General features: G+C 61.2%; 15 protein-coding genes and 1 pseudogene. 4 read left to right on the forward strand and 12 right to left on the reverse strand.

Translation table 11 applies throughout. The annotated features are described in order from the left end of the window. Positions 1-67: 67 nt before the first annotated feature. The 4 genes from P3T16_RS04695 to P3T16_RS04710 form a co-directional block, all read right to left on the reverse strand. Positions 68-433 (reverse strand): hypothetical protein, encoded by a 366-nt coding sequence (locus P3T16_RS04695; protein ID WP_429254440.1) that lies wholly within the window; start codon positions 431-433, stop codon positions 68-70. Between the two features lie 286 nt (positions 434-719). Then, positions 720-2033: a sensor histidine kinase gene (locus P3T16_RS04700; protein WP_429341356.1), complete on the reverse strand. Its 1314-nt coding sequence runs from the start codon at positions 2031-2033 to the stop codon at positions 720-722. Beyond that, positions 2033-2770 carry a response regulator gene (locus P3T16_RS04705; protein ID WP_429341357.1) on the reverse strand — a complete coding sequence of 246 codons (738 nt, stop codon included), beginning with the start codon at positions 2768-2770 and terminating at the stop codon, positions 2033-2035. Before P3T16_RS04705 ends, P3T16_RS04700 begins: the two co-directional genes overlap by 1 nt. Positions 2771-2896: 126 nt before the next feature. Next, positions 2897-3268: a GFA family protein gene (locus P3T16_RS04710; RefSeq protein ID WP_429341358.1), complete on the reverse strand. Its 372-nt coding sequence runs from the start codon at positions 3266-3268 to the stop codon at positions 2897-2899. A 304-nt stretch (positions 3269-3572) separates the two neighbouring features. Between P3T16_RS04710 and P3T16_RS04715 the strand changes: the two genes are divergently transcribed. Next, on the forward strand, positions 3573-5396 hold the full coding sequence (locus P3T16_RS04715) for a cytochrome c biogenesis protein DipZ (RefSeq protein ID WP_429341359.1): 1824 nt from the start codon (positions 3573-3575) through the stop codon (positions 5394-5396). Positions 5397-5654: 258 nt separating this feature from the next. Continuing rightward, positions 5655-5894 carry a DUF4148 domain-containing protein gene (locus P3T16_RS04720; protein ID WP_429341360.1) on the forward strand — a complete coding sequence of 80 codons (240 nt, stop codon included), beginning with the start codon at positions 5655-5657 and terminating at the stop codon, positions 5892-5894. Between the two features lie 210 nt (positions 5895-6104). Here P3T16_RS04720 and P3T16_RS04725 read toward each other — a convergent pair whose 3' ends face one another. Then, positions 6105-7316, reverse strand: a complete 1212-nt coding sequence (locus P3T16_RS04725; RefSeq protein ID WP_429341361.1) for an ROK family protein — start codon at positions 7314-7316, stop codon at positions 6105-6107. 221 nt (positions 7317-7537) lie between these two features. Between P3T16_RS04725 and P3T16_RS04730 the strand changes: the two genes are divergently transcribed. Continuing rightward, positions 7538-9001 (forward strand): APC family permease, encoded by a 1464-nt coding sequence (locus tag P3T16_RS04730; RefSeq protein ID WP_429341362.1) that lies wholly within the window; start codon positions 7538-7540, stop codon positions 8999-9001. 14 nt (positions 9002-9015) lie between these two features. Further along, positions 9016-10041, forward strand: a complete 1026-nt coding sequence (locus P3T16_RS04735) for an ROK family protein (RefSeq protein ID WP_429341363.1) — start codon at positions 9016-9018, stop codon at positions 10039-10041. Positions 10042-10047: 6 nt separating this feature from the next. Here the strand turns inward: P3T16_RS04735 and P3T16_RS04740 are convergent, their stop codons facing one another. From P3T16_RS04740 to P3T16_RS04770, 7 genes and pseudogenes are all read right to left on the reverse strand, one after another. Continuing rightward, the gene (locus tag P3T16_RS04740) at positions 10048-10695 is read right to left on the reverse strand and encodes a VTT domain-containing protein (protein WP_429341364.1); all 648 of its coding nucleotides are present in this window, start codon (positions 10693-10695) and stop codon (positions 10048-10050) included. A gap of 201 nt (positions 10696-10896) precedes the next feature. Then, on the reverse strand, positions 10897-11961 hold the full coding sequence (locus tag P3T16_RS04745; protein WP_429341365.1) for an alkene reductase: 1065 nt from the start codon (positions 11959-11961) through the stop codon (positions 10897-10899). An 85-nt stretch (positions 11962-12046) separates the two neighbouring features. Beyond that, positions 12047-12370, reverse strand: a complete 324-nt coding sequence (locus P3T16_RS04750; RefSeq protein ID WP_429254451.1) for an ArsR/SmtB family transcription factor — start codon at positions 12368-12370, stop codon at positions 12047-12049. Positions 12371-12920: 550 nt separating this feature from the next. Further along, a pseudogene (locus P3T16_RS04755) lies at positions 12921-13526 on the reverse strand (DUF2242 domain-containing protein); the annotation flags it as partial. A gap of 498 nt (positions 13527-14024) precedes the next feature. Then, positions 14025-15944: an SMP-30/gluconolactonase/LRE family protein gene (locus tag P3T16_RS04760; RefSeq protein ID WP_429341366.1), complete on the reverse strand. Its 1920-nt coding sequence runs from the start codon at positions 15942-15944 to the stop codon at positions 14025-14027. Positions 15945-16445: 501 nt separating this feature from the next. After that, positions 16446-18227, reverse strand: a complete 1782-nt coding sequence (locus P3T16_RS04765) for a Rieske 2Fe-2S domain-containing protein (RefSeq protein WP_429341367.1) — start codon at positions 18225-18227, stop codon at positions 16446-16448. A gap of 202 nt (positions 18228-18429) precedes the next feature. Then, complete coding sequence (locus P3T16_RS04770; protein ID WP_429341368.1) at positions 18430-19296, reverse strand: 2OG-Fe(II) oxygenase; 867 nt, start codon at positions 19294-19296, stop codon at positions 18430-18432. Positions 19297-19300 lie beyond the last annotated feature (4 nt).

Below are 19300 nucleotides of genomic sequence, written 5' to 3' on the forward strand. Positions count from 1 at the left end.
CCTTCTCTTCACGACGAGCCAGCCTTCAGGAAATCGACAACACGCTCTATCTATTCTGCTGTCGAGGTCAATCTGCGATCCGTTTGTCGGCCAGCGCGCGCTGGCAGTCGGCGAGCACGTTGCGGACCAGTCGCGCCTGGAAATCGAGGTCGTCGGTACTGAGGATTTCTTCGACGGCGTCCCGCGCCCATTCCGTATCGACGAAAGATGCGTGCTGGCGGGCAATGTCGACAGCGAGTGCGGACAGCTTCGCGATACTGAGCCAGTCGGCAGTGCGCATGTGCCTGTCGAGCCACTTGTGCGCCGCCTCTACCTGGAATGACGGCTCGGGCCACGCCTCGTTGAGATACCAGGCGCCGAGGTTTCCGCAGGTGAGCCAGCAGAGCAACTCGACGCGGTCACGTGGGCTTAACTGGTGACGTACATCACTCATGGCGACGCTCGCGAATCTGACTGAGTTCGGTTCGCGGGTACGCGAACCGTTGCTAAAACAATAACACGGCGTTGTTCGGTTTTCGACACGCTTTTAGTGGCCAAACCGGCGTATATGGCCATTAGCACGGGTCAACAGCAGCGGATTAAATCTTGTCGACTAGCGCTCGCGCAGCGCTTTTGACGCGCCGGGGCGCGCCAACAGGCACATTGCTTCCTTATATCATCAGACGAGATGCTTTTGCTGAATGTATGCGCGCATACGTTCCTGAGCGCAATTCTGAACACTATTGCATCTGCAGGGTCAGCCGGGCTTCAAGACCACCGCCCACACGATTATGCAGTGACAAGGTCGCGTTCATGGCGAGCGCGAGCTGACGCGCAATCGCGAGGCCCAGACCGGTACCGCCAGAATCACGATTGCGTGAAGCTTCGACGCGATAGAAGGGTTGAAATACCGCATCGATTTCTTCAGCCGGTATACCAGGCCCACGATCCAGCACTGCGATGGTGACGTGACCCGTCTGCGAGGTATCGACCACGATTTCGCTTGCGCCCGAAAATTTAAGTGCGTTGTCGACCAGGTTGCCAAGAACGCGATGCAATGCCTGCGGGCGCGCGAGTAGCGGTGTACCGATCTTCCCTTGAAGCGTCACTGCCTGACCTGCATCCGTGTAGTCGGACACCAGACTTTCCAGAAGCGCATCGGGATCGATGCGCAGCGGTGCTTCAACCGCGCCATGCAAGGTGCGCGCGTACGTGACGCCTTCGCGAACCAGTGCTTCCATTTCCCTCAGGTCCTGCTGAAACTTCGGTTGCAGTGCGCTATCGTCCATCAAATCGGCACGCAGACGCATACGGGTGATGGGCGTCTGCAAGTCGTGCGAGATGGCCGCCAGAATCTGGATGCGCTCCGTCATGTAGGTCGATATGCGATCCTGCATTGCGTTGAATGCTTTCGCCGCGTGCGCAACCTCGGTGGGGCCGCTTTCGGCGAGGCGCGTCGTTTTCATGTCAGGGCCGAGCGTGTCAGCCGCCTGCGCGAGGAGCTTGAGCGGACGCGTCGCAAGTCGCACGGCGAACCAGGCGCACACGCCAAGCACAATCAACTGGCCTAGCATCATCAACGGCAGCCAGGGGGACACGGGTATGCCAGGTAACGGCCGGTAGTCGATGGTCAATGGCGAGCCGTCGCTCAAACGCAAATGGACCTGCAGATGTTCCTGAAGGCCGGGTACGGCGTTGATGGTCAACGGATAGCGGTTGTCGAGACCCCCGGTGATGGCGGCGACCGCTGTAGACAGTCGCGTTTCGGGCGATGGTCCCGCGACCCCCGGGCCCAGGATGAAGCCATAGGTTCGACGCGCCAGACGTGGCAACCATTTCGCGCGTTCGTCGGGAGGCAGGTGGTCCAGGAAGGCTACTGAAATGGAGACTTCGCGATTGATGTATCCCGTCATCATGGTGGAGAAGGCATCGTCGCGTTCGCTAAGCGTCAGCGAGAAGGACAGCACCTGCGCCAGCATCAGTCCCAGAAAGAGGATCAGGATCAGCCGCGCAAACAGGGTGCCGGGCCATCCTGGCCATTGAGCCCGCGTCATTACCCCGCCCCTTGAGTCGTCACGGCAACCGACAGCACATATCCCTCGCTGCGCAACGTCTTGATGTAACGCGGCTCGCGCGCGCCGTCGCCGAGGCGCTGACGGAGCCGGCTGACCAGCAGGTCGATGGACCGGTCGAAGGGATCCGGGCGGCGCCCCTGCGTCAGGTTAAGCAGTTGATCGCGCGTAAGCACTCGCTGTGGATGATCGAGAAAAACGCGTAGCAGACGATATTCCCCGCCGCTTAGCGCCACCATCGTGCCGTTCGCATCGAGCAGGTGACGCGCGGTGGTATCCAGCCGCCATTCTCCGAAGTGCAGGAATTGCGCTGACTCGGCGCGTTGCATGTTGGGCGGCAGCATGCGCGCGCGGCGCAACACCGCACGCACGCGCGCAAGCAGCTCACGCGCCGCGAACGGCTTGACGAGGTAATCGTCCGCACCCATTTCGAGGCCAACGATGCGGTCCGCTTCTTCGCTAAGCGCAGTCAGCATCAGGATTGGCACTGAACTCCATTGCCCGGCACGAAGATCGCGGCATAGCAAAAGACCGTCTTCACCTGGCAGCATCAGATCCAGCACGATCAGATCGGGTGTTTCCTGCTCAAGCAACGCGCGCATCTGGCGCCCGTTGGACGCGAGTGACGCCCTCAGACCGTTCTTCGCGAGGTAACTGCCAAGCAGTTCACGGATTTCGCGGTCGTCGTCGACAATCAGGATGTGGTCGGGCTTTTCCATCGTCAGGTTATAGCGTGCGGCGCCTTTCGGGCGGCCGGGAAGTGTGGATCAATGAGCAGCTGAAGGGGGTGCTTAACTCAAACCCTACGCCGCCGGTTAGAAACACGAGCATTGCGATGATACGTTTCATACACCCCCCACCACGGACAGGCTCGCGCCATCACCGACCGAGAACTCCAGCGCATACGGGTCGACGCCCTCGATGCAGCCCAGATTCACTCTCCACAACGCGGGATCCGTGCGGGTCTGATGAAACGTATAGACGCCGCAGTGCCTGCAAAAGTAGTGCTTCGCCACCTTCGTATTGAACTGGTAAAGGCTTAGCGCATCTCTACCACTAGTCACTTTCAGTTCATCCGCTGCGAATGCGGGCGACATCAGCGCGCCTTTGCGTCGACACAGGCTGCAGTTACAGCGTGTGGCGGGTGTCACCGGTGTACGTACTTCGAATTGCACGGTGCCGCAATGGCACGATCCCTTCAGCCATTCACCAGACATGATTCGCTCCTCGAGTATCGGAGCCTGCTTTATAGCCCGAACTCGCGCGACATTTGTGTCGCAATGTATCTGCAGGCGAAGGCGATACACAACATTGCACTTGTCCCGTCTCCGCGACACAAGCCCGATACCTCCGCGCGTTCCAATGCATCAACGCCGGATTCCAGACGAAATTCATATCGCAAGGTCTGGTCTGACGCGTTCGATCCGTCAAGTACGCGATTGCCGTCGAGTTCCGGCTCTGGCGTCGCCTGACGTCATCGGAAACGTTTTCAGGCAAGTCGCCAGAGAAGGAGAGCATCGCATGTTATTCATTGTCGTGGCCTTTCTGGGTGGTGCGCTTACCATCCTGAGCCCCTGTATTTTACCCGTGCTGCCGCTCGTTTTTTCGCGGTCGGATCAACCGTTTGTACGCAGCGGATTGCCGCTTCTGGTGGGTATGGCGCTAACCTTTTCCGCCGTTGCAAGCCTTGCGGCGATAGGTGGCGGCTGGGCTGCACAGGCCAATCAATACGGCCGCTGGATCGCGATCGCGTTGTTTGGTGTGTTCGGTCTGACGTTGCTGCTTCCGACGTTCGCTGAACGACTGATGCATCCACTTGTGACCGCAGGAAGCCGGCTTACCGATTTCGCGCAGGAGAAGGGCGGCAGCCCGCGGATCATATCGTCAGTGTTGACTGGCGTCGCGACGGGGCTGCTCTGGGCGCCCTGTGCCGGTCCGATACTGGGCCTCGTTCTGACAGGTGCAGCGTTGCATGGAGCGAGCGCGGGCACGACGTTTCTGCTCTTGAGTTATGCGGCGGGCGCGGCAACTTCGCTTGCGATCGCGCTGATTATCGGAGGGCGCGTGTTCGCCGCCATGAAACGCTCGCTCGGCGTGGGTGAATGGATCCGCCGCGCAATCGGCGTGGCCATTCTGGGCAGTGTGGCCGCAATCGCGACAGGCATCGATACGAGTGTGCTCACGCGCCTTTCGAACTCCGCCACCGGAGGCTTCGAAGAGAAACTCGTCGAGCGGATTTCATCCCGGTCATCATCGGCAACGAAGGCCGGTGGAGCGGATGGTGTCGCGTACAAGCCTTCGACAACAACCGGGTCTGCGAATACATCGCCTGCGGGCTTCATTACCAGAGTTTCTGTCTCGACCACCGACGCACCGCTGCCTGTCGAAGGGCGCTTGCCCGCGCTTTCGGGCGCGGTTGAATGGATCAATTCGCCGCCGCTGACCGCCGATGAACTGCGAGGAAAAGTCGTGCTCATCGATGTATGGACGTACTCCTGTATCAACTGCTTGCGGACGTTGCCTTATCTGAAAGCGTGGTCGAAGAAGTACCACGACAAGGGGCTGGTCGTAATCGGTGTGCATGCACCGGAGTTCGCATTTGAGCGCGACATCGGTAACGTCAAGCGTGCGACGCGTGATCTTGGCGTTGACTACCCCGTTGCTGTCGACAACAACTATGCAATCTGGCGTGCGTTGGGCAACCAGTACTGGCCAGCGTTCTATATCGCCGATGCCCAGGGCCGCATCCGGCACCATCGTTTCGGCGAAGGTGATTACGGCAGGTCTGAGCAGGTGATCCAGCAGCTGTTAAGCGAATCTGGGCAGACAAAGGTCACTGCCGCGCCCGAAATGGTGACGGGAAGCGGGGCGCAAATGGCGTCGGATAACAAGGACGTGCGCTCTGCGGAGACGTATATCGGTTATGGCCAGTCTGAAGGCTTTGTATCGCCTGAAGGCACGCTGGAAGACAAGGTGCGTACCTACACCGCGCCAGTGCACATGCAGCTCAATAACTGGAGTCTCGCGGGAGACTGGAACGTGGGCACTGAACAGGCGACGCTTACGGGCGCGTCTGGAAAGATCCTGTACAGGTTCCATGCGCGGGATGTGCACCTCGTTTTAGGGACGAGCCAGGGTGCGAAACCGGTGCGGTTCCGCGTGAGCATCGACGGAGCGCCGCCTGGAGTCGCGCATGGCGCCGATATCGCGGCAGACGGCAGCGGCATAGTCAACGGTCAGCGCCTCTATCAGCTGGTGCGGCAGCCAGGCGAGATCCGGGACCGGACGGTCACCATCGAATTCCTCGACCCCGGCGTCAACGCGTACGCATTCACGTTCGGCTAACACCCGTAGGGCGGCTTCGTTTTCAACGTCGCGGCCGACCGTGGAAATGAGATTTGTATCGCAGTGTATAGATAGAACGCGGAGATACACAACATTGCAATTCCCGCGTTTCGCGACACAGGCCCGATACATCCAGACGTTCTAATGCATCAACGCCGGATCCAACCTGTACTGCACTTCGCAGATTTCAGGAAGCCGCCACACGAAATGTTTGATATCCGGGCGTCTGTCTCATCCAACCCGTTTCAGGAGAACACCATGAAAGCCTTAATGATCGCAGTGACCATTGCTGTTTCCGCTACAACCGGTGTTGCTTACGCCGCGGATTATGCGCCGGCCAACGTCGAAAAATCGGTCGTCGTGCATCTGGACCCATCGACGCAGGGCAATAACACACTGTCGCGCACTCGCGCACAGGTAAGGGCAGAACTCGCGCAGGCGCAGAAAAACGGCCAGCTTTCCTACCTCAATAGCACGCTTTATCGAGGAGGGAATTGATTGTCTGCGTTGCGATTAACCTGGTATAGGCGGGACCTGCTGCGGGTCCCGACAACGGCATAATCTCCGGGGCCATGTGTATGACAGCAGCGACGGCCAGCGCAGCCTTTGCATGCACTGGCGCAGCTTTTTAAACAGCAGGGCTCGCTTGCCAGGGCAGCAAGATCGGTAGACGCGGTATCACACGCCCCGTCTAACCCGGCGCGCCGCTCAATACTCGAGCCGCTCGAAAGCCTTCAAACGCGCGCGATCGAGACCCAGCTCGATTGCACCGAGCAGCACGCCGTCCGTACCCGTCGCGGAGATCGCGAATTCGGGCAGCGGAATCAATAGCCACTCAGCGAGATATTCGCGGATCGCCGGTAGCAGCAGCGTGCCGTTGCGGCCAATACCCCCTCCGAGCACGATCAATGCCGGATCGAGGATTGGCACAATCGACGCCAGTCCCCACGCCAGTTGCCGCGCTTCCTCCGCGACGCACTCCAGCGCGCGACGGTCGCCCGCATCGGCGGCGACGAACACATCTTCTGCGCTTGCGGCGTTCAGGCCGAGGCGATGCGCGTGCGCGACGATCGCTTTTGCGGCCGCGCAGGCTTCGAACAGACCGCGATGGCGCGCACCGGGCAATGGCGCATCGACGGTCGATGGCGCGGGCGGCAACACGGCGATCTCGCCCGCGAAGCCATGCGCGCCGCGATGCAGCTTGCCATCGGCGACGATGCCAAGCCCGATCCCCGTACCCACCGACATGAACACGAAGTTATCGACGCCGCGCCCGATGCCGTGTTTCTGTTCGCCGAGCGCCGCGAGATTGATGTCGTTCTCGATCACGATGTCCGTGCCGAGCGCTTCGCGCAGCGACGAAATAAGGTCGGTGCGTTCCCAGCCAGGCAGATTGGCGGCGAGCCGCAAACGGCCTTTCTCCGGATCGAGCACGCCTGGCGAACCAAGCACCGTGGCGAGCACCTCGTCGCGCGCGATGTGATGTTTATCGAGCATCGTCCTCACAATGTCGTCGATCTGCGCGACGAGCCGCGCCACGCGCGCGGGCGTGCGCTTCTCGAGCCGCGCGACGACGCGCCCCGTCAGATCGGCCAGCGCGCCGCGAATCCATTCAGCGCCGACGTCGATCGCCACCACAAAGCCGGCTTCCGCGCGTGGCGCATAAAGGCGCGGCGCGCGCCCCGCGTTGCCCGCCCGCACGCCGCTCTGTTCGACGAGACCAAGCCGTTCGAGATTGTTCAGCGCCGCGGAAATCGTCACCTTCGAGAGGCCGGTGCTTTCGGCCAGTTGCGGGCTGGAGGCGGGCGCGAGATCGAGCAGATGCTGATAGATCGCCCACTCGTTGTCCTGGCGCACGAAGGCGGGGCCGCGTGTGACGGGCGGCGTCGGCCGGAGGTGCTTGCGGGTCGGAGGATTCATGGAGGCTGGATTCAGGTGACGAGCGATGCTAACAACCGGACCTCGCGCAATCAAGCTCGTATGCGTTCGGGGCAACCCGCGTCGGCGATTTATTTTGATCTATTTGCATTCGTAAAGAAACTTTCCTATCATCCGGCAATCGACGCCGTACTCACAGAAAGCGGCGCGTCACGGTAACAACCTTCGATGACAGGCGCGGCGCAAGCCGCATGGAGACAGGGATGAGCGACACACCTTCCGCATGGCCGGAGCGCGTTTCGGCGCCGGCAGATCAGACACAGGCGTCCCGCGAGGACGCACCGCATTTCCACCGCTCAGTGGGTCTTTTCCCGGCAATTGCCGTCAACATGATCCAGATCTGCGGGATCGGGCCGTTCATCACGATTCCCGCGATCGTCGCGGTCATGAACGGGCCGCTTGCAGTGGTGGGGTGGATCGTGGGCGCGCTGCTGGCAATGGCTGATGGCCTCGTCTGGGCCGAACTCGGCGCTGCGATGCCGGGCGCGGGCGGCACGTACCTGTACGTGCGCGAGGCGTTTCAGTATCGTACGGGCAAGCTCATGCCGTTCCTGTTTGTCTGGACGGCGATGCTTTCGATTCCGCTCATCATGAGCACGGGCATCATTGGTTTCGTCGAGTATCTGGGTTTTTTCCTGCCAGACCTGTCACAGTGGCAAAGTCACGCCATCGGCCTCATCGTGGTCGGTCTCGTCGTGCTCGCGCTGTACCGCCGCATCGAATCGATCCGCGCGCTCACTACCGTGCTGTGGATCATCATGATTCTCGCGGTCGGCCTGACGACTGCCGCTGCGTACTCGGATTTCCATCTGAGCCTCGCGTTGTCGCTGCCGCCGGGTTCAGGCGATATCGGCAAGTTCTTCACGGGTCTCGGCGCCGGTCTGATCATCGCGATCTACGACTACGCGGGCTATAACACGACCGCCTATATGGGCGACGAACTGAAGAACCCTGGCCGCGTGATGCCGCGTTCGATCATCGTATCGATCATCGCGATGATGGTGTTCTACCTCGCGATGAATATCGGCGTGATCGGCACGGTGCCGTGGCAGACGGTGGCGCAGTCGAAGTCGGTCGCTTCGCTGGTCGTGTCGCGCAACTGGGGGCATACGGCCGCAGCGGTCGTGACGGTGCTGATCCTGATTGCCGCGTTCGCGTCGGTGTTTGCCGGGTTGCTGGGCGGTTCGCGCGTGCCGTTCTACGCGGCCCGCGACGGCGTGTTTCTCTCCGCGTTCGGCAAGCTGCATCCAAAGCACAATTTCCCGCACGTCGCGCTGCTCGTGATGGGCGTCGTCACCGCAGCGGGCACGTTCTTCGACCTGACGACCGTGATCAACATGCTCGTCGCCGTCGCGGTACTGCTGCAATCCGTGGCGCAGATCGCAGCGTTGACGGTGCTGCGCCGCCGTCAGCCGGAATTGCGCCGGCCGTATCGCCAGTGGCTGTATCCGGTGCCGAGCGTGATCGCACTCGTCGGCTGGCTGTATGTGTACTATGCGACCGATCATCTGTCGCAGATCATGTCGACCGCGTGGATTGCGCTGGGCGTGGTCGCGTTCCTGATCTGGGCGCGCGTCGCACACGTGTGGCCGTTTGGTCCGAAAGAGGCGCATGAGGTTTTTCTGGAGCGCCAGCAACTGGAAGATGCCGCCGCGCGCGGCCAGTGAGCAACAAGGCACGCATGCAGTCATACGAAGAAGGAAGCCCGCCGCGCGGGCAGAGAAGCGGCGACGCGGGCTTTCTGCTCGCGATCGATTTTGGTGGCACCAAGATCGCAATGGCGGCCACGGCGACCGATGGCGAACGGCTCGCTGAACGGGAGATTCCGACGCAGGCAGACGAGGGCGCGGCGCGGGTCATGCAGCGCATGTTCGACGTGGCGCGCGACCTGATTCGCGAAACGGCTGAGCGGCATGGCGGCGCGTTAAGGGCCGTCGCTGCGGTGACGCCAGGCATCATCGAGCCTGGCGGCATCAGGCTCGCGCCCAACAATCCCGGCTGGGAAACGCTTGCACTTGCCGACGTGTTGCGCGACGGCTTTGATATCGACAACGTCGTCATCGAGACCGACGTCAAGGCCGCCGCGCTGGCGGAAGCGCGCTGCGGGTCGCTGTCGGGCGTCGAATGTGGCATCTATCTGAATCTCGGAACAGGTCTCGCGTCGGCAGCGGTGATCGATGGCAAGGTACTGCGGGGCGCGCACGGCGCAGCAGGCGAAATCGGCTATCAACTGCGCGGTACGGCAGATGATGTCCTGTTCGCCGACGGTGGCGCACCGCTCGAGCAGTTCGTCTCGGGGCGCGCGTTGCAGGATCGTGTCGGCGCGTTGCTCGGGCGCGAAGTCAGCGCCGGCAAGGTGTTCGCACTGGCAGAGACGGATGCGCGCGTCGCGGCACTGGTCGACGACGCATTGCACGTGCTCGGCGTGCACGTCGCGAACATGGCGCTGACGCTTGATCCGGCTCGTATCGCGATAGGCGGCGGGATGGCGCGTGTGCCGCGTATCGTGCGGGACCTGGCCACATTACTTCAGCGCGCGCTGCCGTATCCGCCCGAAGTCACAGTCGCCACGTTCGGGCACGATGCCGCGTTACAAGGCGCCATTCTTTATGGCGTCGATGCGTGCAGGATGCGCGGCCGCCCGGTAGCGCGTCTTTCTGCACGTCGGTTGGCGCGAACCACATTTTCCACGCGAGAAAGGAGATGAGTGGACCTATGCGCGCTGCCTGCGGCCGTTGACGAGCCGCCACAGCCCACTCAGCAGCAACGAGCCGACACCGACACCGACACCGAGCAATACGATCGAACTCATATGATCGCGCACCACGGGTACATTACCGAACACATAGCCGGCTGCGACGAGCGAGACGATCCAGATGGCCGCGCCGGACACGACGAACGCGACGAATCGCGCAAACGTCATGCGTGCCACGCCGCCGACGAACGGCGCGAATGTACGCACCACGGCGATAAACGGCGACAGCAGAAATGTAATGCCGCCTCGCGCTTCATAGAATGCGTGGGCTTTTCGCAGCGCGTTCCTGTCGATCCAACGAATGTTCGCGGTGTACACCTTTTCGCCGATCGCGCGGCCAATCGCGTAGTTGACGATGCTGCCGGCAACGGTCGCGGTGAAGAGAACGGGCATCACGATCCATACATTCAAGGCATGCGTCGCGGCGAACGCGCCGCAGATAAAGATCAACGGATCGCCCGGCAGAAAGAACAGCGGCAAAAACCCGATCTCGACGAAAACGATGGCAAACAACATCGCGTACACGGCCGTGCCGTATTGCTCGATCAGCGCGCCCAGATGCTGGTCGAAGTGCAACGCAAGCTGTAACAGATGCATCAGGTCCATGGTGGGGCAAGCAGAACTCAGGTTTCAGAAGTGTAGTCCTGTGCGGGCGAACACGCGCACAGGACTTTCGATGTCGGGCAATGCAGCGGGACCGATGCGATACGAGGCGAAAACAAAAAGGCGTGGGGTGCGCCACCGTTTCATTCCGGTCGCGCACCCCGCGCCTGTCAATGCAACCGCGACTGCCCGTGAAGCGGACAGTTATCCGTTCACTGCTTCGAGCGCCGGATAGTCTGTGTAGCCGGTTTCGCCTTCTGCGTAGAACGTTTCCGGGATCGGCGCGTTCAGCGGTGCGTCGAGCGCAAAACGGCGCGGCAGATCCGGGTTCGCGATGAAGAGTTGGCCCCACGCGACTGCATCGGCTTCGCCTGCATCGAGCACGCGCTGCGCGCTTTCCTTCGTGAACTTTTCGTTCACGATGTACGTGCCGCCGAATGCCTGCTTCAGTTGCGGTCCGAGGCGGTCGTCGCCCAGCGCTTCGCGCGCGGCGATAAACGCGATCTTGCGCTTGCCGAGTTCGCGTGCCACGTAGCCGAACGTTGCCGCCGGATCGGAATCGCCCATCGAGTGCGAATCGCGGCGCGGCGCAAGGTGAACGCCGACACGGCTTGCGCCCCAGACAGCGATACACGCGTCGGTGACTTCGAGCAGCAGACGCGCGCGGTTTTCGATCGGACCACCATAGGCGTCGTTGCGCTGGTTCGTGCTGTCCTGCAGGAACTGGTCGAGCAGATAGCCGTTCGCGCCGTGTATTTCGACGCCGTCGAAACCGGCGGCTTTAGCGTTTTCAGCACCCTTGCGATACGCGTCGACGATGCCCGGGATTTCCGCGAGGTCGAGTGCACGCGGCGTCACGTATTCGCGTTTCGGTCGCACGAGGCTCACATGGCCTTTCGCTGCGATTGCGCTCGGCGCAACGGGCAGGTCGCCGTTCAGAAAGACCGGATCGGAAACGCGCCCCACGTGCCACAGTTGCAGGAAAATCTTTCCGCCTGCCTGATGCACGGCCGCGGTCACGAGCTTCCAGCCCTCGACCTGTTCCTGCGACCAGATGCCCGGCGTCGCGGCGTAGCCAAGGCCCTGCGGCGTGACGGACGTCGCTTCACTCAGGATCAGCCCTGCCGATGCACGCTCAGCGTAGTACTTCGCCATCAGCGCGTTCGGCACGCGGACGTCACCGGCACGGGAACGCGTCAACGGTGCCATGAAAATGCGGTTGCTCAGCGTGAGATCGCCAATCTGGATCGGGTCAAAAAGAGTCGGCATAAGTGTTCACCTTGTCTGGCGGGCCAGCGGCCCGCGGCTATGAAACAGCGTGATAAAAGGAACGCGGCGATGCGAATGCGCTGCGTCAGAGATCTGCGTTCATGTGCTGGATAAACGCCTCAATGACGGCTTCATTGCGTTTGAAGAACACCCACTGACCGATACGTTTCGACGTCACGAGCCCGGCGCGCTGTAAGGCGGCGAGGTGCACGGATACGGTCGACTGTGACAGTCCGCAGCGGCCTTCGAACTTGCCGGCGCACACGCCGTAGTCGAACGGAAGCTCCTGATCCGCAAAGTGCGCGGACGGATTTTTCAGCCAGCCGAGAATCTCGCGGCGCACGGGATTGGCGAGCGCCTTGTGGATCGCATCGACGTCGATTGCTTTCGGTTCAGTGTGGGTTTTCATCAACGGTCACTCCGGCGCTGCATGAAAACATGCCGCGCGAATGCATCGCTACGGAACGAATCATATATCGTGATTGTACGATATTGGCAAAATCCTTGTTCCAGATGGGGTTGATGGCTGTCGGCACACAAAGATGTCTGCACTTTTCGGATGGCGCGAATTTGGACTACATCGATCAGAAATTGCTGGAATACAAGTCCCTCGTGCGAGCTACTGACCGTCCTTTCCACTCTTTTCGAAGCCAACGTTTCGCCGTCGCGCGGGAGATCGTCGGGATGGGCACTGGTAGGGGCCTGAGACTTCGCCTTGAGCAGGCGAGGGGGAACGGTACCGGTACACGCGACGGGATAAATGTCAGTACGGAATTCTGGGGGGCGAATGTCCGGACTCACCAATCGTCGGACGGTAATAGTGAGATTCACGCCACTATGAGTGAGACTGGCGACACGATTAATGAGTCCGCGCCGCCACGCAATTCCATCGCGGATTGCGTTTACCTGGTGCTCGTCGCCTTCTCCGAATCACTCTCCGTCTGGGCTGCCCCGATCGGCGGCACGGCGTCGTTCATCGACGGCAGCGTCTCTTTCGGCGCCGCAGCGGCGTCAACGGGGGTCGGCTGGGCGGAGTCGGCCTTCAGGTAATGCTCGACTAGCGCGAAGAAACGCTGATAGAAAACGCCGGCGGGAATCGTCTCGCTCGCAACCTTCACCATCGAGTCATCGCTCGAGCCGATCGGCAGCGACAGCGATCCGAACACGCTCAGGCCGACGCTCGCCGACGTGTTGCTCTTCTTCAGCGCATAGCGATCCTGCACCGCGTTCACGTACGCGGTGCTGCTGTTGCTTTTGGGGTCGTCGGTTGTGCAGACCACATGGATTTCGATCACCGCGTGCGAATCGCTGGTGGGCTGGAAATTTTTCGAGCCATCGACCGAATCAGACCTCGTCGAACTGGCGATATATCCCTGGCTGAGCAACGCACGGCGGGCGGCTTCGCAAGCGGGCTCCGTCTTCGCGGCGAACTTGTGCGTATAGGGGCTGTCGCCTGCGTCGAACTGTTCTTGCTGGTAAAGCGGCTTCGGCGTCGAGCACGCAGACAGTGCGCTCGCAAGCGCAAGCACGAAAGCCGCGGAGGAAAAGCGGAATTGAGTATGCATAATTGAATAGGGTGGATCGGCTCGAGCGGCGAAGGGGCCTGATACCAGAAGGTCAGGACGCCCAATGCTCTTGCGCGGCATAAGAGGGACACATCATGCGGGCGATCCGAAAGTGAACGAGGCGCGCCTATTATAATTTTCTTTCCCTACAACAACCTTCGACGTTGTCGTGAGCGCAAGTCCTGTCCGGGCGCCTGACAGAAGAGACCGGAATCTGCATGCTGAATGCAGTCGAGCTTAACCAGTGTGTCGTGCGGTTCGGCTCGCCGGAACCGTCCGAAGCAACTGATCAAACGACGAAGGCGGTTATCAGCCCATGACCGGACGTTGGAGAGTACGGCCTGGATCGTCAACAATCATCCGTTGGTCAGCGGCTAGCGGTCCGGAAGACCGCGGCGGATTTTCCGGTCGAACGCTGCCTGTGGAAAGAAACAACGTCAATAAGTCGACATGACGTGAGGTGCTCGCCGGGGGCGTAGCCGCGGCGAGCACCGTTGATCAGGGTGTCCAGCGATAAATGATGACGCTGGCCCCGTTGTAGTTGTCCTTCGTGACCACGTACTCCCCGGTCGACCGACGGTACGATCTAAGGCCGTACATCGAATCCACATCATTGCCGACGTACACGGTGTTGGGGTTGCTGTTGATCAACGTGGTGTCCAGGCTGCCTGTGGTCAGATTGAAGGCATCGATGTTGGGCACGGTGTGTACGTATCCGACGAAGAGATAGTTGCCGGCCGCCGTGATCGACTTGGGATTGGCGCTGGTGAGGTTGATCACCGGATTGGGAACGGTCGTGTTGCCTGCGAGCCAGCCGTGATACACCTCGATCCGCGTTCCGATCGATGTCCAGTCCGTGCTCCCGACAACGCCTTGTGCCAGGATCATCGTGTCGCTTTCCGGCAGGTAGATGATCCGCGTCAATGGCGTGATCGTGGGCGGAATGGGCGTTGCAATTCCTGCTCCCCAACTCGGCCGACCGTTGGCATCGAAGCCGGTCAGCGGATAGTGCCAGATGGCATTCGTCTTGTCCAAACCGGCCCAGACTTCCCCTTTGCTGTCGAGGCAGAATCCGTCCCTGACCGGTGCGGTCGTATTGAACGCCGTACCTGGAAGCGTGGCGTCCGGTATTGCGATGTAGCCATTCGCAGCATTGAAGTGGAAGAAGTAGAAGGTATCGGGATTCTGGCCCGACGCCACGAGGATCCGGTTGGCGCCGACGGTGGCAAGTTGACCGAAGTGCTCATCCCGTGAGTGATCGTTGATGTTGATGCGTGGATCGGATGGATAGTCGATCGGATCGACAGTGTTCGCTACGAAGGTTCCCCCCGCGGTGCCGGTGTAGATATTGGTGCCTCCATAGAAGTACGTGCCGTCAGTACCCGGGTCCGGAGCGGCGACCCCCTCGAAGTTGAGAGACTGGAGCTTCCATTGCAGGTGGCCAAAACTGTCGTAGGAGTGAATATCGGTGCCACCGTCGCGGCCGAGGTCCCAGCTTCCGCCCCACGGGTTGTTGAGCACGTACAGGTTGCCGGCGGCGTCTTTGCCGATGCCGGTGACGCGGGTAAAACGCTTGTCGCCAACCTGGCCTTTGATTCCCGTTGTTGTATCGAGATATCCCCCCTGAATGCCAAATGTACTGACCAGAAATGGAATGCCCAAAATGTTATAGATCTTGATGTTCATGTCGGGACCCTCGTCGCCGATCATGAGACACCCGGTCGACAAATCGAAATACAGCGAGGACGGTCGAGAGGCGACGGACGTCTGGATGGTGTTCACGAGCACGCCGGCCGGATTGAATTCGAGGATCGCGCCCGCACTCTTCTGCGCAACCCAGATGTTTCCTGCGCTGTCCACCGCGAGCGCGCCAGGGCCTGGGACGGCGATATCCTGCCGCCAGACGCCGTCGGTGGTATAGACGCGGACGCGATTTCCAGGAAAGTCGCTCGCATAAAGGAGCGAGCCCGACGTCGCGAGTCCCGTGATTACATCAGCCCGCCGCTCTGTCGTTGTCGTGCTGACCGGAATGAGAAAGTCGCGAGTTCGAGTGGTTCGGTTGTACCGCCCCACCGTGCCGCTGCCGTAAGTGGTATTAAATTGCAGAGCGGCGAAGATCGAAGTTGCATTACCCGTAATGGCGCTGCCCTGAAACTCGCCGTGACCTCCTATGGACCCCAGGCTTTGGCCGTTCTGGTATATCGCGACACCACCTTCGTTTTCGTCCCACATGGAAGCCGTGTAGATGACACCCTCGGGCGCTATCCACATGGAGCGCGCGACGCTACCCACGCGGGTAGCGTTGGTCCCAAATGTGTTCGCCACCCAGTCGGTGGTGTACTGTCCCTGGCACTCCGGCGCAAGCGTAGCGATCAGCAGTGTGGCGAGGAACGTGGCATAGATTCGTTTCATGATCATGAAGCGTGCCCTCCTGAGGCACCTGAATCGGGGAATTGCGGTTTGGCCCATGCTCGCAGCGTTGGCAACCTGATGGACTTTACATGGGGACCGACTGATGGTTCCTGTAGCTGCCATCCTTGTCGTGCTGGCACGCGCGCTATGGGCTGGAAGATTCTTCGATCGGGAAGGGTCGTCTTCGAAGCGTGCCCGGCGCAGGAAACTGTCCTTGTTCACTCGCCGCTCCAGTAGGTGTCGCGTCTGTCCAACTCAACGCTGCGTTCGAGCGGTATATCGGCGAGTTGCGGAAAAGGTTGAGCTGTTCGCGTTTCCAGTACAGGCAAACGCGCTAGACCCCAGCCCGAGCAGCGCTTTCCGCCGGTCCGCGAAGTGGATGAGCGTTCACGTGCCAACTGGCGGTTCGGGGTGGCAAGTGTGGCCCTCGAGCGGGTAATTTCTCGCGAGGCGAAGGTGCGGTAAGGGCCGACTACCGAAGCAGGCATCGATCACCGGCACGCGTCGTCACGACTCCCCAACCTCCTCATGGATCGCGACGCCCCGCATCAAGCGCCGGGCGATGTCCGCCGTCTGCAGCGCCCCGCGTTCGGTCGGTGAATGGGCGGCGAGATAGCGGGCGACCGCAATGAGGACGTGCCGGGCCTCGCCAGTATTACCCCACGCGGTAAACTGCCGGACTCCGGCCTCCAGCATCTGATAGGCATGGAAGCCAGCATCTTCGCGCAGCACAGCAAGCGCAAGCGTGGCGATCAGCGCCTGTGGCGAATGGCCGAGCGTGAGATGTCGCGCCACCAGCCTTGCGGCAAGATCAACCTGTCGCTGCCTGTCGAAGGCATCGAGCAACGCGGCGCGGATCGTCTCAACATCGGCAGGGAGGTCGTCGAGTTGCTCGCTGTCCTCACCTGGGATGCGGGCCGGCGGCACATTCAGATAGCGGGCAAGGTAGAGCGCCATGGCTCCGTGCATTATGGCGCGCACGGCCGTGACGTAACCGTCGATGTCGGCAGTCCCGATCCGCCTGAGCATCTGGTGGACCGCGTTAGCGTAGGTAAAGACGTGGTGCGCCGTATCCCAGTCGGCGTGCTCGTTGGCATTGCCGAAGCGGGCCACCCGCAGCGCCGCTCCGTAAGCGAGCGATTGTCCCAGGTCAGCAGGAGTTGCGCCTGAGCGGATCGCCGCCTTCAGCGCATCAATTATCTTCGCTGGATCGTCTCCGAGCAGCTCTCGGGCGAGCGCCGCGTGGTGCGACCATCCACACAAGGTGCGCGCGGCAGCGAACAGTTCCGGCATCTGGCTGGCTGATTCCTCGCATAGCGCAACAAGATCAACGGGCTGGCGCCAGGCGGTCGATTCCTCCGCGCCACGGGCGGCCACCATCTGGCCGACGATAGCAGGCAGCAAAGCTGGCGCGTGGTCCCAACCGATCAGGTCGAGGCACTCGAGGGCTTTGTTGATGAAGTCGAGCGAATGACCGGTGTCGGCAAACGCCCTTTCGGTCGCGGCCGAGAGCAGGGCATCGGCAAGCACAGCTGGCGAGACACCGGCCGCAATCGCCGTCAGCAGGGTGCGCTCGCCCGCTTCGCGATGGCGCACACTTGTCCAAAGACGCAGCCAGCGCTTGAGTGCGGCCGGCTCCGGCCGGCTTCCAAGCGGCGCACGTTCCCGCCGCGGCGCCTCGCCGGCGCAGTCCGCCGCCACGCGGCGCGCACCATGAAACAGGGCAAGATAGGCTTCTTCCTCTGGCAAGAAGGGGAAGAGATTGGCCAGCGCCGTCAGTATCGTGAGACCGACGCCCCACCCGTCGCGGTTCTGCGCCCCAAACAGCGCCACCTGCCGCACGGTCTCGGCCATCGGCACATTGGCCGCGAGCTGACCATGCACGGCCTTGGCGATGACGAGATCGAGGTCATGTGCGAGGCCGTCCGCAAGCCGCTGACGCCAGTGCGCCGCGGGATCGGGATGACCAAACGTGGTCGTTACCCAAACGTCGCCATTGCGTACCTCGACCGCGCAGATGGGTATATCGTCCGCCCATAGGTCGAAGGTGCAGCCGCTTTCAAGATCGAAGCGGGCGTGGTGCCAATGACAGGTCAAGATGCCGTCCTCGACGCTGCCGCGCTCGAGCGGGAAGCCCATGTGCGGGCAACGATTGTCGAGGGCGAAGACGCGCCCGCGGTCGTAGATGACGAGGATCGGACGATGACCACCTTGCACAATCAGCCGTCCCTCCGCCTTCAGCGCTTCAAGGCTGCCCACGAGCACGAATTCCTTGTTCGGTGCATCCATGCGCACACCTCCTGCACGCGTCCCTTAAGGGACATAGTAGATGCGGGCGATCTCCTGTCAACTCTCGGGTAAAACACGATATGCCGCCGTGGTTTGGCTGAGCGTTCGCATATCGGCTGCGATCAGCGATCGTGTAAAAGTAACGAATGTCTGGCGTTGCTAGCGGTTTGCAGTGAGCGCAGGCGTGAAAACGCCAGCGAGATCACGAGCGGCGTCTGAACCATCCCGTGAGCGATAAGCGGTCGCGCGTCGCGGGCAATACTTCGTGCAGCATGTCGGCGGATAGAAACACCACGAGCCGGCTGCCGACCGGCGAGATGTCCTGTGTGCTCAAGCCCTCTGGATGCAGTCGCAACGCGCCGCCGTGCTCAGGCAGCCAGTCCCTGTTCAGATAGACGATGACGGACACCGTGCGGCTATCGTCGTGGCGAAATCGATCGCGGTGTTGCCGATACGAAGCGCCCGGCGCGTAGAACGCGAAGTGGCTTTCGTATTCATCGAGTCCCAGAAAAAGCCCGCGATTCAACGCGATACGCAGCGTTTCCACAATCGCGAGATACCGGTCGCAGGCTTCGGATTGGCCCGATTCCAGCCACTGAATCCGGTCGCCGCGCACATCGGGCTGGAGCGAACTCGCCGCGCCCTGGCTGACACGCGCCAATGTGAGCATCCCCGTCGCCGCAAGCGCCGCACATTCCAACGCCAGCGCGAGCGTCAAATCCGGTGGAAGAAAATTGTCCTGTTCGGACCAGCCATGGTCATGAACGGCATCCACGATACGTCGATGCCGTTCATCGCCGGACGCGTCAAAATGCGCCGGCGAGTGCGATCGGGTCACTGCTTGTTCCTTTGAACGAAGGTGCTGAGTGGAAATTCGAACGATCGTCCGAGGCGGGGTATCGGCGAGGTGGGCTTTAAGGCAACGCTGAACAAGTACCTGATTTTCTCGGATGGCCACGTGACGACAACGCTTCGCGGGGAGCGAAAAGGACTTGATCAGCGTTACTGCGAAGATATTAACACCGGCTTCTGACGGTTCCTGTGACCGGCCCCCACGTCGTCGCTGCATGGAA

The organism is Paraburkholderia sp. GAS42, assembly GCF_050436565.1.
Taxonomy (GTDB): Bacteria; Pseudomonadota; Gammaproteobacteria; order Burkholderiales; family Burkholderiaceae; genus Paraburkholderia.